This window comes from Novosphingobium resinovorum (assembly GCF_036352595.1).
Classification (GTDB): Bacteria; Pseudomonadota; Alphaproteobacteria; order Sphingomonadales; family Sphingomonadaceae; genus Novosphingobium; species Novosphingobium resinovorum_B.
This window is the reverse complement of the sequence record NZ_JAZFAX010000029.1, coordinates 1-14695: the sequence shown is the minus strand read 5'-3', so window position 1 is coordinate 14695 and position 14695 is coordinate 1. Positions and strand designations below refer to the sequence as shown.

The window sequence follows — 14695 nt, the reverse complement described above, 5'->3', positions numbered from 1 at the left end:
AGGGGCCGCACTTCCAGAAGGATTGCCATGCTGACCGAACCTGACACCCGCGCCAAGTCGCCCGGCGGCGCCGCGCTGGGCCTTGCCGATCCCGACCTGCTGCGCGAGGCCGCATGCATCGGGGGCGATTGGGTGGAAGCCACCGCGGGAGCCGCCATCGCGGTCACCTCGCCAGCAGACGGACGCCTCATCGCCCACGTGCCGGACCTGCCGCGCGGACAAGTCGAAGCCGCGATCGCGGCCGCCGAGGCCGCGCTACCCGGCTGGCGGGCGAAGACCGCGCGCGAACGCGCGACCCTGCTGCGCCGCTGGTTCGACTTGTGCATGGCGGCCCAGGCCGATCTCGCCCGCTTGCTCACACTCGAACAGGGCAAGCCGCTGTCCGAGGCCATGGGCGAGATCGCCTATGGCTCTGCCTTCCTCGAATGGTTCGCGGAGGAAGCGCGCCGCACGTACGGCGACGTCATCCCTTCGAACCGCCCCGGCCAGCAACTGGTGGTGACCAAGGAGCCGGTCGGCGTCGTCGCCGCGATCACGCCCTGGAATTTTCCCAATGCGATGATTACCCGCAAGGCCGGCGCGGCGCTTGCCGCCGGGTGCACCGTGATCGTCAAGCCGGCCTCCGCGACCCCGCTTTCCGCCCTCGCCCTGGTCAGGCTGGCGGAGCGCGCGGGCATTCCGGCAGGCGTGCTCAACGTCGTCACCGGCTCTGCGCGGATGATCGGCGAAGTGCTGACCAGGAGTCCGGTGGTCCGCAAGATCAGCTTCACCGGCTCGACCGAAGTGGGCCGGGTACTGCTCGAGCAGGCGGCCTCGACGATCAAGAAATGCTCGATGGAGCTTGGCGGCAACGCCCCGTTCCTGATCTTCGACGATGCCGATCTGGACCGCGCGGTCGATGGCGTGATCGCCTCCAAGTTCCGCAATGCCGGACAGACCTGCGTCTGCGCCAACCGGATCTACGTCCACGACGCGATCTACGAGGCATTCACCGCCCGCCTGATCGCCGCGATCCGCGAGATGCCAGTGGGCGACGGGCTCGCCCCCGACGTCGCCTTCGGCCCGCTGATCGACGCCGCCGCCGTTGCCAAGGTGGAGGAACACGTCGCCGATGCGCTCGCCCGGGGTGGCCGGGTCGCACTCGGCGGGCGGCGTCATGCCCTGGGCGGCAATTTCTACGAACCCACCGTCATCACCGACATCGCGCCCGGCTCGCAGCTCCTCGTCGAGGAGACCTTCGGCCCGGTCGCCCCGCTGATCCGATTCACCGACGAGGCCGAAGTGATCGCCCGCGCCAACGACACCGAATTCGGCCTCGCCTCCTACCTCTACACCCGCGACCTCGCCCGCGCATGGCGCGTTTCGGCCGCGCTGGAATACGGCATGGTAGGGATCAACGAGGGCCTGCTTTCGACCGAGGTGGCACCGTTCGGCGGCATCAAGCAATCGGGCCTCGGCCGCGAAGGGTCGCATTACGGCATCGAGGACTACCTCGAGACCAAGTACTTGTGCATGGGCGGCCTCGCCTGAGCCTCACCAATCCAGAAAACAGAGGATAAATCATGGACTTCACGGGACAGACCGTCGTGGTGACGGGCGCGGGCGGCGGCTTCGGCGAGGGGATCGCGGAACGCTTCGCACGCTTCGGAGCCAGCGTGGTGGCGGTCGACATGCGCGCCGAGGCGGTCGAGGCGGTATCGCAGCGCATCGCCGCTGCCGGGGGCAAGGCCATCGGCGTGACGGCCGACGTGACCAGCGACGCGGACATGGGCAAAGTGGCGCAGGCTGCACTCGATGCCTTCGGCGGAGTGGACGTGGTGGTCAACAATGCGGGCATCACCCACAAGAACCGCCCGATGCTGGAGATCGACGAGGCGATGTACGACCGCGTCTTCGCGGTGAACGTCAAGAGCATCTACCTGTCCGCCCGGCATTTCGTGCCGCTCATGCGCAAGGCCGGGGGCGGCTGCTTCGTCAACATCTGCTCGACCGCCGGGGTGCGGCCCCGCCCCGGCCTTACCTGGTACAACGGCTCCAAGGGCGCCGCGATCATCACCTCGCGCTCGATGGCCGCGGAACTCGCGCCCGAGGGCATCCGCGTCAACATCGTCAATCCGGTGATGGGCGAAACGGGCATGCTGGCCGACCTGCTGCCCGGAGAGGACAGCGCGGAAGTGCGCGCACGCATCGTCTCGACGATCCCCCTCGGCCGCATGAGCCAGCCGCGCGACATCGCCAATGCCGTCACCTTCCTCGCTTCGGACGAGAGCGACCTCATCACCGGGGCCTGCCTGGAAGTTGACGGCGGACGCTGCGTATGACCGCGCCTGCGGCGGCTCGTCGCCATCGCATCGCGGTCATCGCCGGCGACGGCATCGGCCGCGAGGTCATGCCCGAAGGAATCGCCGCGCTGGAGGCGGCCGCGCGCCGCTTCGGCTTCGCGCTGGAGTTCACGCATTTCGACTGGAGCTGCGAGACCTGGCACGCGACCGGGCGGATGATGCCGCAGGACGGCCTGGAGCAGCTTGCGGACCATGACGCGATCTATCTGGGCGCCGTGGGCTATCCAGGCGTGCCCGACCATGTGTCGCTGTGGGGCCTGCTGATCCCGATCCGCCGGGCCTTCGAGCAGTACGTCAACCTGCGCCCGGTGCGCCTGCTGCCCGGCATCACCCCGCCGCTGCGCGCAGAACTGGCCGGCGGCATCGACTTCTGGGTCGTGCGCGAGAATTCGGAGGGCGAGTATTCGCAGCGCGGCGGCCGGTTCGAAGAGGGGACCGAGGACGAATACGTGGTGCAGGAGGCGGTGTTCACCCGGCGCGGGACGGACCGGATCCTGCGCTACGCCTTCGACTTCGCCCGCGCCATCGGCCGCCCCCACGTCACCTCGGCGACCAAGTCCAACGGCATCTGGCATTCGATGCCGTTCTGGGACGAGCGCTTCGCTGCCGTTGGCGCCGACTATCCCGAGATCGCGACCGACCAGTACCACATCGACATCCTCGCCGCGCGCTTCGTGATGAGCCCGGAACGTTTCGACGTGGTGGTCGGCTCCAACTTGTTCGGCGACATCCTGTCCGACCTTGGCCCCGGGGTCACCGGGACCATCGCTGTCGCCCCCTCGGCCAACATCAACCCCGACAGGCGCCACCCCTCGATGTTCGAGCCGGTCCACGGCTCGGCCCCGGACATCGCCGGCAGGGGCATCGCCAATCCGGTTGGCATGATCTGGTCGGGGGCGATGATGCTCGATCACCTCGGCGAGAAGGCGGCCGGGGCAGCGGTGCTCGCCGGGATCGAGGCGGTGCTTGGCGCCGCGGACGCGCCGCTGACCCCGGACCTTGGCGGCAGCGCCACCACCCGCGATCTGGGCGCGGCGATCACGGCATCGATCGCCGCCGGCTGACGGGCCCGCCGACCCACCCAGGACACGAACAGCAGGGCCGGCGATCCCGATGAAGGATCGCCGGCCCTGTCGCGCGCCGTCCGAGAGGTGCGGGGACGGTCAGACCTCGCCGGTCTCCGCGTGCGAACCCGCCTGCACCAGCGGCACCGTGCCGGGATCGTAGGCGTAGATGTTCCAGTCCATCAGGGCCGGCTGCGTAATCACGTCGAGCGCGCTGCCGCCCATGTAGATCTCGCCGAGCCGGCGCGATGCCAGCAGCGCCGAATTGGCCCGCAAGAGCCGCGAGCGCTGGTAGGTCTGGAGCGCAAGCAGCGGGTCGGGCTCCAGCGCCATGGCGCGGCCGAGCACGACGCCGTCCTCCATCGCGATCGTCGCGCCGATCCCGTAATAAGGCAGCATGGCATGCGCGGCGTCGCCGAGAAGCGCGACGCGCCCGTCCACCCAGTTGTCCAGCGGATCGCGATCGAGCAGCGGCCACTTGAACAACATGCCTTCGGGGATGCGCTCGATGATGTCGATCAGCCCGTGATGCCAGCCTGCGAGTTCGCCGGTCAGTTCCTCCACCGTCGAGGGGGTCGCCCAGCCGTCGCGCGCCTGCGCGTCGGTACGTACCAGGCCGACGCAGTTGAGCATCGTGCGGTTGCGCACCAGATAGCGCATGAAATGCGCGGTCGGGCCGAAATGGATGGCGATGTCCATGCCGCCCAGCAGATCCTCGACCAGTTCGACCGGGACCAGCGCGCGCCAGGCGACCGCACCGGTATGGTTGGGCTCGGCATCGCCGATCATCTGCGCGCGCACTTTCGAGCGCAGCCCGTCGGCACCGATGAGCACGTCCCCGTCGAGGCGGCGGCCATCGGCAAGCAGCGCGGTCACGCCGCCGCGATCCTGCTCGTAACCGATAACGGACGCATCGGTCAGGATGTCCACACCCGCATCCAGGCACGCATCATTGAGAAGCGCGTGCAGGTCCGCGCGATGGGTGACGCGCGGGATGAAGCGATGGGGCCCTTCCTGCTCGCCATCCTCGAGGTTGGGCACCGCGCGGTTGTAGAACATCTCGCCGGTGGCATAGTGGATCAGCGGGGTCGAGGGCGCGGGCGCGCTGGCGGCGTGGATCTGCCGCCTGAGCCCGAGCGCGTCCATGGCCGCCATGCCCGGCGCGGTGATCGTGATCCCCGCGCCCGCCGAGTCGGAGAAATGCGAGGCGCGCTCGATGACGAGGACGTCGTGCCCCGCCTGCCGGACGGCCAGCGCCGCACTCAGTCCCCCCAGGCCAGCACCCACGATGATGATACGCTCGGACATTCAATCTCCTTGACCCCTGGTGCGCCGCGCCGCGGTTCGCGGGCGTGAGGCGCACCTGTCGAAGTTCGGTTTGAGGCGCGGTCAGCCCTGCCTGGGCCACCGCGAAAACAACGGCGTGAACCGCTCTATCCAGATCGGCATGCCATCCGTGACCGCGAGGCCGAAAGGCGCGAGCATGCCGTCCCAATATGTTGTGTGAAGCGGGATCCACGTCCGCAGATCGCGCACCGGGGTACCATCGACCGCGGTATGCGCCTCGGTCAGGGCGCCCCACCGGGCGGTGTCGATCGCATCGATCCGCACGATCATCGAAGGGATGCCATCATAATCGATGAGCACGATGCAATCGCCGGGCCGCGCTTCGGGCTGGTCGGTGTGCTCGACGATCCAGGGCAACGTGAACGTACCCGTCTTGTCGCCTGCCAGGATGAGGTCGAGCACATCGCTGGTGCCCTCGCGGTAGGTGCCGATCCATCGCACCGTGTACCGCTCGGCGAGCGTACCGGCGGGCAGCGCCGCCAAGGCCTCCTGCCAAAATGCCGCGAGCGCTTCGGGCCGCGGACGCGCGCACCCATCGGGCAGATACATCGGCGCTTCCCTTCCTGCTTGAACTCGTGTCGTGAAAACTTGATCTAAATTGAATTAGATGCAAAATAAACAAAAAAATGTTGCGCAAGCACGACGCCGGGCATATCCCTTCGGATGACGGTCGCGCCAGGTTGCACGCGCTGCGTCGTGCAGGTGGCGGCACCTGTTGCCGGTCGGGCGCAAAGGCCACTTCCGCGCACGGAAAGCCCCGCCCGCCCGCGCAGGCGCGCAGTTTCGGCCCGCCGCCCCACCACCTCCAGATGGAGACGAGCATGCCAGAGCCTTTGCAGCACGGCCTGAAAATCGATCACGCGCGCGATTCGGTCGCCCGGCAGGACTTCGTGATCGGTCTCAGGCGCTATGTCCTCAACGACCTCGCCGAGGCGATGCGCCGCCGCTACGACGACCAGGTCGCCCCCGCCTTCGCGCGCCGACAGGGCCGGCCCTTCGAAAGCCAGGACGAGATCCACCGCGAGATGCTGGGGAACACCACTTTCCAGTTCTATTCCGCCGCGCGCTACAACGCGCAGGAGATGAGCTGGCGCTCGGTCATTCCCGAAGTCGCCAGCCACATCGACGAGATCGCGCAGAAGGCCGCCGCGATTACCGGCACCGCGCAGGGCAGCCTGACGCTGGATCCCTCGCTGGAACTGCCGCGCAACGTCACCGAACTCGACGTGCACCTGATGCCGGGCGGCTACGAATCGCGCGGCGACTATCTGGCCGGCGCGGTCTACGACAACGGCCTGACCGTCTTCAGCGCCGGGCTGCTGGGCCCCCACATCGACGACATCGGCCAGAGCTTCGCGCATTACGTGGCGGAACGCTTCCCCGAATTCTCGCCCCGGCGCATCGTCGATTGCGGCTGTACCGTCGGGCACAACTCGGTGCCCTGGGCGCAGACGTTCCCCGGCGCGCAGGTCCACGCGATCGACGTCGCCTCGGCGCCGCTACGCTACGGCCATGCCCGTGCGGAAAGTATGGGCGTACCCATCCATTTCCACCAGATGGACGCCACAAGCATGGCATTCGAGGACGAGAGCATGGACCTCGTCGTCTCGGCCCAGTTCCTTCATGAGGTGTCGCTCAAGGACATCCGCCGGTACTTTGCCGAATGCTACCGCGTGCTCAAGCCCGGCGGCATGCTGATTACGATGGAACTGGCGCCGGCACGCTACATGCAGCCCTACGACTGCTTCTATCTGGACTGGGACGCCTACTACAACCGTGAGCCCTATTACCGCGCCTTCCGCAACGCCGACGCGCTGGAACTGGCACGGCCCGCCGGCTTCGCGGCCGAGAACTTCTTCGAATTCACCGTGCCGCAGTACACCAAGACCGAGCCCGCCGAGTTCGCCCGCCAGGCCCGGCTCGACCTTTCCTTCGACAACTACTGCGGCCAGCTGCGCGACGACATGCGCTATTACGGCTTCGGGCTGAGGAAATGAGCCAGACCATGAGCGAGATACCGATGACGTCCCGAACCGACAGCGAGGCGATCGCGCTACTCAAGCGCCAGGCCGCGCGCCGGCCCGAGTTCTTCTCCGAGAGCGGGCTGGACCAGATGTTCAGCCTGGTGATGGAACTGGCCGCCGAGGTGTGGGTGCTGCGCGAGCGCGTCTTTGCCATCGAATCGGTGACAGGCGCCGAGGACGGCGCCATGGCCGCCCGGGTCGCGGCCTGGCAGCCGAGCGTGCAGGAGGCCGCGACCCTGGCCGAGATGCGCCACGCCATGCTGCAGAACCTGTTCCGCACCATCGACACCGGCATGCCGGCAGCCGCCTACGAAGGCGAGACCGCCGACCCCATCCCGCCCGAACGCTCCGTACGCTGAGCGGATCGCATTGCCAGGAAAAGCCGCCGGACCTCTGATCCGGCGGCTTTTTCGTGTCTGTCGCAGGACGCCCGGTCAGAACGCCCGGTCAGGGCTGGACGACCCCCAGGAAACCGGCGACGAGCACGGCGGCATAGATCGACAGCACCCATCGCAGGCTGACCCACATGCGCCGCGTCAGCACCGTCTCGCGCGCAGGCGTCGAGCCTTGCGCCTCGATTTCGGCGAAGGCGCTGACGACGGGGCCGAACGAATGGTCGAGCACCAGCCCGAAGAAGCAGATGCAGCCGAAGGCGATCAGCTTGCCGGCGTACCAGCCGGGCACCTCGAGCATACCGTCCAGCCCCGCCAGTCCCGCGGCCCACAGCGCCAGGCCGACGGTCACCAGCAGCACGCGCTCCGCCATCTGGAACGGGCGGGCACCAGGCGCACCCGCCTTGCCGATGATGATCGCCACGATCGCCGTCCACACCGCGCTGGTCGCCCAGGCCAGGACCATCGCCCAGGCCGGGATCGGCAGGATGCCGAGCAACTGCGATATCTGCAGCCCCACCGGCAGCATCGCGACGAAGCACACGCGCGGGAAGCGGTCGATGACGATGCCGAAGTCCATCACCGCCTTGCGCTCGGCAATGGGACGCGCCGCGTCGATGTAGCGCAAGGCCGACCCGAAGACGCCGACGTCAGTGCCCAGCCAGAACACCATAAGCAGGATATGGACGAAGAGCAGTATCGGCAGAAGCGTCATGGCGGGGTACCCTTTCGTGGGAGGTCGCACCGACGCCCTCTGCGTCGGACGCGGATTCAAGAAACAAATAATTTTTGCTCTTGATGTTATCAAGTCAAATTATACTATGGGCCATGGATAAGCGGGAACGTGATATTTCCGCCTTGAACGGGACACTCGCCAGATGCTTCCTACCCGCACTTCGTGCCCTATCGCCTGCGTGAAACGGACGTGATGACGAGCGCCTCCGGAACAGCCGCGCCACGTCGAGGGTACGTCGATGTGGGAGGCCGCCAGGTCCATTATGCCGAGGCCGGGGCAGGTCGCGCGGCGATCCTGATCCACCAGGCCCCGGCCAGCGGCGCGATGTGGGACGCGCTCATGCATCCGCTGGCGGCCCTGGGCCATCGCTGCGTCGCCTTCGACCTGCCGGGTTACGGTATGTCGGATGCATTGCCAGCATCGCCCCGGCTCGAGGATTATGCCGACGCGATCGATGCCGCCGCCGAAGCGCTGGGCCTCGCCGAATATGATCTGGTCGGGCACCATACCGGGGCATCGGTGGCCTTGTGGATGGCCACGGGGCGACACAGCGCACGGATCGGTCGCGCGGTGTTCTATGGACTGCCCTTCCTGCCGGCCGCCGATGCCGCACGGCTCGCGAACGAGCCGCCACCGGCATACGATGCCGAAGGGGCCGAGGTCACGAACTGGTGGCGGCGCTGCGCACCGTTCCTGCCCGCAACCGCACACGGCACACGACTTGCGCGGTATACCGCGGACATGCTGGCGCCCGGACCGGCGCGCGCGGCGGCGCATCATGCCGTGGGGCGCGGCGATCACCTCGCTCGCCTTGGCGCCCTCGCCCTGCCGGTGCTGGCGGTGCAAGGCACCCGCGACGTGCTCTACGAGGCGACGCGCGCTGCGGCCGAACTTTCGCACTCCATCGAATTCCGCGATTTCGGCGATGCCGGAATCTTCGTTGCCGACGAAGTTCCTGATGAATTCGCCGCGCTTTGCCACACGTACTTCTGCCCCGCGTCATAATGCGGCGGGGGCATCATCGGCGCTGGCCAGCCACGCGAGATTGCGCCAGACTTCCCCGGCAACAATGACGTCCGCCCCTCCTCCTTCCTTACGGTCCGGACCGACGCGCATCCGCATCAACGGGCGCTGGCTTGAGATGGACTGCGAAGGCGAAATGCCGCTGGTCTGGGCGCTGCGCGAGGTGCTCGGGCTGACTGGGACCAAGTTCGGCTGCGGCGCCGGCCAATGCGGAGCGTGCACGGTGCATGTCGATGGCCGCGCGGTGCGTTCGTGCTCGATCCGGATCGACGACGTCCACGGGGAAGTTACCACGATCGAGGGCCTGACAGGCCCCATCGCGCAGCGCCTGTTTCAGGCCTGGGACGCGTTGCAGGTCGCGCAGTGCGGCTATTGCCAGCCCGGCCAGGTGATGAGCGCCGCCGCACTCCTTGCCGACACCGCGGCTCCCGACGACGACGCGATCGATACCGCGATGAGCGGCAACTTGTGCCGCTGCGCCACGTACTTGCGCATCCGGGCCGCAATCCACCGGGCAGCCCGCCCATGAACGCGCGCTCCGACGGCCCCCGACTGGCTCGGCGGCGCTTTCTGGTGCTAGGTTCGGCCGGGCTGATGCTCGGCACCCGTGCTTTCGGCGCCACGGATGGGCACGCCAGGCAGGAGCCCGGAACCCCGGCGCCGGCACTGGCGCAGCGCTTCCTCGCGATCGCGCCAGACGGCACGGTGACCGTCTTCGCCAAGCACGTCGACATGGGTCAGGGCATCTGGAGCGGGCTGGCCGCCATCGTCGCGGAGGAACTGGGGGCCGAATGGACGCAGGTTCGCGTCGTCGGCGCGCCCGCAAAGCTGCCGGACTATGCCCACACGATCTACGGCGCACAAACGACCGGCGGATCGACCTCCATCGCCAATTCCTGGGACGAGTTGCGCGCCGCCGGCGCGACGGCGCGCGCCATGCTGACCGCCGCAGCGGCAATGCATTGGCACGTTTCACCGCAGTCCGTGTCGATCGCCGCGGGCCGCGTGCAGTCCGACCACCATAGCGCTACGCTCGGGCGCTTCGCCGCCGCCGCCGCGCGCCTTCCGGTGCCGGACGCCGCGCCGCTGCGCGATCCATCCGCCTTCCGCATCGTCGGCCAGCGCCGCGCGCGGCTGGACCTGCCCGACAAGGTACGCGGCAAGACCCGCTATGGCCTCGACACCGGCTGGGACGGCATCAAGGCGCTGGTCATTCTGCATCCACCGCGCTTCGGCGCGACCTTGCGCGACTTCGATGCCGCCGCCGCGCTCGCCCTGCCCGGCGTGCTCGCGATCGAACGCATCCCCGGCGGGATCGCCGTGATCGGCGAGACGACGTGGCACGCCTTGCGCGGCCGCGCCGCGCTCGTCGCCGACTGGGACGAGAGCGCGGCCGAAACCCGCTCCACCGACACGATCCTGGCTGACTTCCACGATCAGATGGCCAGCCGGCCTCCCACCGCAGAAACCCGCAAGGGCGAGGTGACCACCGCCCCCCCCGCCCATGTGGCCGAAGCGACGTTTACCTTCCCCTACCTCGCCCATGTTCCGATCGAACCGCTGTCCGTCGCCGGCAAGCTCGCAGGAGGGCGATGCACGCTGCGCTCCGGCTTCCAGTCGCAAAGTTCGAACCAGGCAAGCGCGGCGCGCATCCTGGGACTGCCGATAGAGGCAGTCGAACTGGAAACGGTGCACGCCGGCGGTTCCTTCGGACGCCGCGCCGACTTCGGGCCCGACTGGTTCGACGAGCTGATCCATGCCCTGAAGGCAACCGGAGGCCGCTGGCCGCTGCGCCTGATGTGGAGCCGTGACGACGACATCACGGGCGGGCGCTACCGGCCCATGACACTGCACCGCATCGCGGCGCAACTCGCCGCTGACGGCACGATCACCCGTCTCGACCACGGGATCGTCGGCCAGCCGTGCTTCCCCCTGCCCGCAGGCGAACCGCTGCCCAAGGAACCGAGCGACGGCGCGGTAACCGGCCACTTCGCGGAGCAATACGCCTGCACCGCCAGTCGCCTCGCCTGGTGGTATCCCGAAGTGAAGATCAAGCCGCACACCTACCGCGCGATCGCCAACAACCACAACGGCCTCGTCAAGGAGATCTTCGTCGACCGGCTGGCCCGCGCCGCGCGGATCGATCCCGTCGCCTATCGCCTGTCGCTGCTGGCGCATGAACCACGTCAGCAAGGCGTGCTGCGGCTTGCCGCCGAAAAGGCGGGCTGGGACCGTCCGCCTGGGCAAGGTCTGTTCCGCGGCGTCGCCGTCCACCGCGCCGACGACAGCCATGTCGCGCAGATCGTGGAAGTCAGCGGATCCCCTTCGGACTTCCGCATCGAACGCGTGGTCTGTGCGATCGACTGCGGCATCGTCATAGACCCCGACACGGTCACCGCGCAGGCCGAGGGCGGAATCGGCTTCGGACTGTCCAGCGCGCTGTTTCAGGAGATCACGCTGGACGACACCGGCAGGGTCGAGCAATCCAATTTCCACGACTACCGCATACTGCGAATGCCGGAGATGCCGCGCCGGATCGAGGTGCATATCGTGCCCAGCACCGAACGCCCCACCGGGGTCGGAGAACCGCCATCGGTTCCGGTCGCCGCCGCGCTGGTCAATGCCCTGGAGGCGATGGGCATGGAACCGGTCGCACGCTTTCCGCTGGTCAGGAGCGCCCGGTGATGCTGCCACGAGGAACCTTGCTCATCCCGGCGCTGCTCTTCACCGGCGCCGCGATTGCGGGATCGACCACGTCTGATCCCTCGTCCGCTCTGCGCAGTCCGGACAGTTTCGCCGGGATCGCCGATCGCACCGAACGCTCCCGCGCGATGTTCGATGAGATGGCCCGGGTGATCCAGCATCCGCGTTGCCTCAACTGCCATCCCGCCACCCGTGAACCGCTGCAGCGCGACCTCGAGCGCCACCAGCCAGCGGTCTCCATGGACAAGCAATCGCGCGCGCTGGAGTGCCAGACCTGCCATCATGAGCACAATACACCCACCTTCGCAGGCGGGATCGCGTCGATTCCCGGTGCGCACGGCTGGAAGCTGGCGCCTGCATCGATGTCGTGGGTGGGCAAGTCCCGGCGCGAAATCTGCCAGGCGCTCAAGGATCCCGCGAAAAACGGCAAACGTGACCTTGCCGCCATTCACGAGCACATGGCTCAGGACCACCTCGTTGGCTGGGCCTGGCATCCCGGCGGCACGCTGGGCCCGGCGCCGGGCACGCAGGCTTCCTTCGGCGCGCTGGTACAGGCGTGGATCGATACCGGCGCCGCCTGCCCCGCCGCCTGACCGCCACGCGCATCCGCCAGAGCGGCATTCGCGGCGCGCATTCGCGCAACTGACCGGCATGACATGGGAGTCGACGGCAAAGCCGGCTGCTCCGGCGCGCCGAAACATCCATTGGTCGGGGAAGACGGCTCTCGCGGAACGGCTTCCATCGATCGCCTATGGACCTGCGCGGCAAAGTGTCCGCTGCACGTGGTTTCGATGCCCAGCGAAGCGCTTGCCGGGAACCACCTGCCCCGCTTCCGGCTTGTGCGGTGAGGAAGGACACTGCCCATGCTCGCTTGCGCGTACCGCCAAGGCCTGACCGAGGAAGCGCCCAAGCCTGCCGCGAAGAAGGCCTCGTCCCCGGGTGGCAGCCGTGCCCGCAAGCAGGCGTAGCGGCAAGACCGGCGACGCCGGTGCCGACCTCCTCGCCGAATACAACCGCAAGCGCGACTTCGCGAAGACCGCCGAACCTGCGGGCAAGACCGGCAGGACCGGCGGCAATTCCTTCATCGTGCAGAAGCACGCGGCGCGGCGGCTGCACTGGGATTTCCGCCTTGAAGTCGATGGCGTGCTCAAGTCCTGGGCGGTGACCCGGGGGCCGAGCGCCAACCCCGACGACAAGCGCCTTGCCGTGCGCACCGAGGATCACCCGCTGTCCTACGGCGAATTCGAGGGCTGCATCCCCAGGGGCGAGTACGGCGGCGGCACGGTGATGCTCTGGGACCGGGGCACCTGGCGCCGATCGCGGGCAAGAGCGCGAAGGAATGGGTCAAGATCAAGTGCACCCGGCGGCAGGAGTTCGTCATCGTGGGATGGGCGAAGTCAAGCGCAAAGGGCCGGCCGTTCTCCTTGCTGCGGCTGGGGCAGTATGAGGGCAAAACGCTCGTCTATAGCGGCAAGGTGGGCACCGGCTTCGACGCCGAGGGCCTCGCCGACATGGCGGGGCGGCTTGAGAAGCTGGCCCGCAAGACCCCGCCGCTGGAGGTCGACAAGGCCGAGGCGCGCGGCGCGAGCTGGGTCACTCCAAAGCTGGTGGCAGAAGTCGCTTTCGCCGAACTGACCAGCGAGGGCCGCGTGCGCCATGGCAGCTTCCTTGGCCTTAGGAACGACAAGAAGGCTGCGGCGGTGAAGCCGGGAAAAGCGCAGGATCGCGCTATTACTTGCTGGGCCCGGCGCCGAGCGCCGAGGCGCTGCATGCGTTCTCACTTCAAAACCACATCGGCGCCGATACGCCGCCGACGTTCCTTGCCCACGCGCTGGACGACCCGACCGTCCCGCCCGAAAACAGCCTGTCACTGCTGGCGGCACTTCGTGAAAAGGGCGTGGCCACCCAGTGCCACCTCTTCGAGAGCGGCGGGCACGGCTTCGGCCTCGCCGGCCCCGACAGTCCGCCCGCGCAGTGGCCGGAGCTACTGGCCGCCTTCGCCCGCAGGCACGGCGCCTGACGCGTCAGCGCTCGCCGCTATGCCCCACCGCCGCGCCGATCTGGCCGGCGGTCTCCACGATCCTGCGGGTCAGGTCCGGGGCGATCTCGTCCGTGAGGTAATGCGCGGCGCTGGCGATGCTGATGGCGATGCAGATCTCGCCCCGCGCGCCGCGCACCGGCGCCGCGATCGAGCGCACGCCGTCGCCCAGCTCGCTGTCATGCGCGACGTAGCCCAGCGCCGCGTGCCGGCGCATCTCGTTCAGGAACTCGGCCAGCCGCACCGGCGTCACCGCCTCGCCGAAGGCCAGGCGATAGGAGCATTCCCAGCTCGCCTCGTCGTCGTCGAGCAGCAGCGCCTTGCCGAGACCCGTCTCGGCGATCAGCCGGCGATCGCCCGGTGCCGTCGCCACGCGCAGGCGCTGGCGCCCGGTCACGCGTTCGAGATGGCGCGACCAATCCCCCTCGCGCTTCGCCACGAAGACGCAGAAGCCGGTGCGTTCGGAAAGGATTTCCATGAACGGCCGGGCGATGCGCACGAAGTCGATCTGCTCGGTCGCATGGACGCCCAGTTGCAGCAGCTTGGGGCCGAGCGCGAAACCGTCCTTGGTCACCGACAGGTAATCACGCGAACGCAGCGCCTGAACCAGGCGGTGCGCCGTGGTCTTGCTGATGTTGAGCTTGCGGGCGAGGTCCGCTGCACGGATCGGGCCAGCGATGACCTCATCGAGAATGTCGAGTGCCCGCATCAGGGTCTGGGCCCCTTTGACTGCGGGTTCGGTGCGTTCAGCCTGTTCCATCGTACTCTATCGTTCGGCGCGGAGCCTCGGCCGGCGTTCCGGTCGATCTGCCGGATGCATACATGATAGAACGATCACACACAATGTGGACCGCCATGGCCGGGTGAGGCCGACCATGGCGGAACAGGAGAGAGGGTTCAGACGATGCCGGCGCCCAGGCCCACGGCCTTGCGTTTCTGCGCCTTGCGGTCGCGCCAGCGGCTTTCGCGGTAGACGCCCAGCACGTCCGCCGCGCCGCCTGCATCGATGCGGGCCTTCGCCAGGAT

General features: G+C 68.2%; 14 protein-coding genes and 1 pseudogene. 11 read left to right on the top strand and 4 right to left on the bottom strand.

Going from position 1 to position 14695, the window contains the following annotated elements:
- The first annotated feature begins 27 nt into the window (after positions 1–27).
- From V2S85_RS21145 to V2S85_RS21135, 3 genes are read left to right on the top strand one after another with little or no spacing between them, the layout of a single operon-like run.
- The gene (locus V2S85_RS21145; RefSeq protein WP_330704791.1) at positions 28–1530 is read left to right on the top strand and encodes an NAD-dependent succinate-semialdehyde dehydrogenase; all 1503 of its coding nucleotides are present in this window, start codon (positions 28–30) and stop codon (positions 1528–1530) included.
- Positions 1531–1562: 32 nt separating this feature from the next.
- Positions 1563–2321, top strand: a complete 759-nt coding sequence (locus V2S85_RS21140) for an SDR family oxidoreductase (protein WP_330704790.1) — start codon at positions 1563–1565, stop codon at positions 2319–2321.
- Positions 2318–3406: a tartrate dehydrogenase gene (locus V2S85_RS21135; RefSeq protein ID WP_330704789.1), complete on the top strand. Its 1089-nt coding sequence runs from the start codon at positions 2318–2320 to the stop codon at positions 3404–3406. The genes V2S85_RS21140 and V2S85_RS21135 overlap by 4 nt, the downstream gene beginning before the upstream one ends.
- A 99-nt stretch (positions 3407–3505) precedes the next feature.
- Here V2S85_RS21135 and V2S85_RS21130 read toward each other — a convergent pair whose 3' ends face one another.
- On the bottom strand, positions 3506–4714 hold the full coding sequence (locus tag V2S85_RS21130) for an FAD-dependent monooxygenase (RefSeq protein WP_330704788.1): 1209 nt from the start codon (positions 4712–4714) through the stop codon (positions 3506–3508).
- An 81-nt stretch (positions 4715–4795) separates the two neighbouring features.
- Entirely contained in the window at positions 4796–5302 is a 507-nt protein-coding gene (locus V2S85_RS21125; RefSeq protein ID WP_330704787.1) for an ASCH domain-containing protein, read from the bottom strand.
- A 272-nt stretch (positions 5303–5574) separates the two neighbouring features.
- Here V2S85_RS21125 and V2S85_RS21120 point away from each other — a divergent pair, with 272 nt between their 5' ends.
- The gene (locus V2S85_RS21120) at positions 5575–6750 is read left to right on the top strand and encodes a class I SAM-dependent methyltransferase (protein WP_330704786.1); all 1176 of its coding nucleotides are present in this window, start codon (positions 5575–5577) and stop codon (positions 6748–6750) included.
- 23 nt (positions 6751–6773) lie between these two features.
- The gene (locus V2S85_RS21115; protein WP_330704785.1) at positions 6774–7136 is read left to right on the top strand and encodes a hypothetical protein; all 363 of its coding nucleotides are present in this window, start codon (positions 6774–6776) and stop codon (positions 7134–7136) included.
- A gap of 88 nt (positions 7137–7224) precedes the next feature.
- Here the strand turns inward: V2S85_RS21115 and V2S85_RS21110 are convergent, their stop codons facing one another.
- Positions 7225–7884 carry a hypothetical protein gene (locus V2S85_RS21110; protein WP_330704784.1) on the bottom strand — a complete coding sequence of 220 codons (660 nt, stop codon included), beginning with the start codon at positions 7882–7884 and terminating at the stop codon, positions 7225–7227.
- Between the two features lie 261 nt (positions 7885–8145).
- Between V2S85_RS21110 and V2S85_RS21105 the strand changes: the two genes are divergently transcribed.
- The 6 genes and pseudogenes from V2S85_RS21105 to V2S85_RS21080 all read left to right on the top strand — a co-directional run bounded on the left by V2S85_RS21105 (position 8146) and on the right by V2S85_RS21080 (position 13651).
- Positions 8146–8910, top strand: coding sequence for an alpha/beta hydrolase (locus V2S85_RS21105; RefSeq protein ID WP_330704783.1), 765 nt, complete (start codon positions 8146–8148; stop codon positions 8908–8910).
- Positions 8911–8974: 64 nt separating this feature from the next.
- On the top strand, positions 8975–9457 hold the full coding sequence (locus tag V2S85_RS21100) for a (2Fe-2S)-binding protein (protein WP_330704782.1): 483 nt from the start codon (positions 8975–8977) through the stop codon (positions 9455–9457).
- A complete protein-coding gene (locus V2S85_RS21095) occupies positions 9454–11613 on the top strand; it encodes a xanthine dehydrogenase family protein molybdopterin-binding subunit (protein WP_330704781.1) in 2160 nt (719 codons plus the stop codon). The genes V2S85_RS21100 and V2S85_RS21095 overlap by 4 nt, the downstream gene beginning before the upstream one ends.
- Positions 11613–12224: an Isoquinoline 1-oxidoreductase subunit gene (locus V2S85_RS21090; RefSeq protein ID WP_330704780.1), complete on the top strand. Its 612-nt coding sequence runs from the start codon at positions 11613–11615 to the stop codon at positions 12222–12224. Before V2S85_RS21095 ends, V2S85_RS21090 begins: the two co-directional genes overlap by 1 nt.
- A gap of 346 nt (positions 12225–12570) precedes the next feature.
- Positions 12571–13349: pseudogene (locus V2S85_RS21085) on the top strand (DNA polymerase ligase N-terminal domain-containing protein); the annotation flags it as partial.
- Between the two features lie 17 nt (positions 13350–13366).
- Positions 13367–13651: an alpha/beta hydrolase family protein gene (locus tag V2S85_RS21080; protein ID WP_330704779.1), complete on the top strand. Its 285-nt coding sequence runs from the start codon at positions 13367–13369 to the stop codon at positions 13649–13651.
- A gap of 4 nt (positions 13652–13655) precedes the next feature.
- On the opposite strand, the gene V2S85_RS21075 is transcribed toward V2S85_RS21080, so the two are convergent.
- Positions 13656–14378 (bottom strand): IclR family transcriptional regulator, encoded by a 723-nt coding sequence (locus tag V2S85_RS21075; RefSeq protein WP_330704778.1) that lies wholly within the window; start codon positions 14376–14378, stop codon positions 13656–13658.
- Positions 14379–14695: the final 317 nt, after the last annotated feature.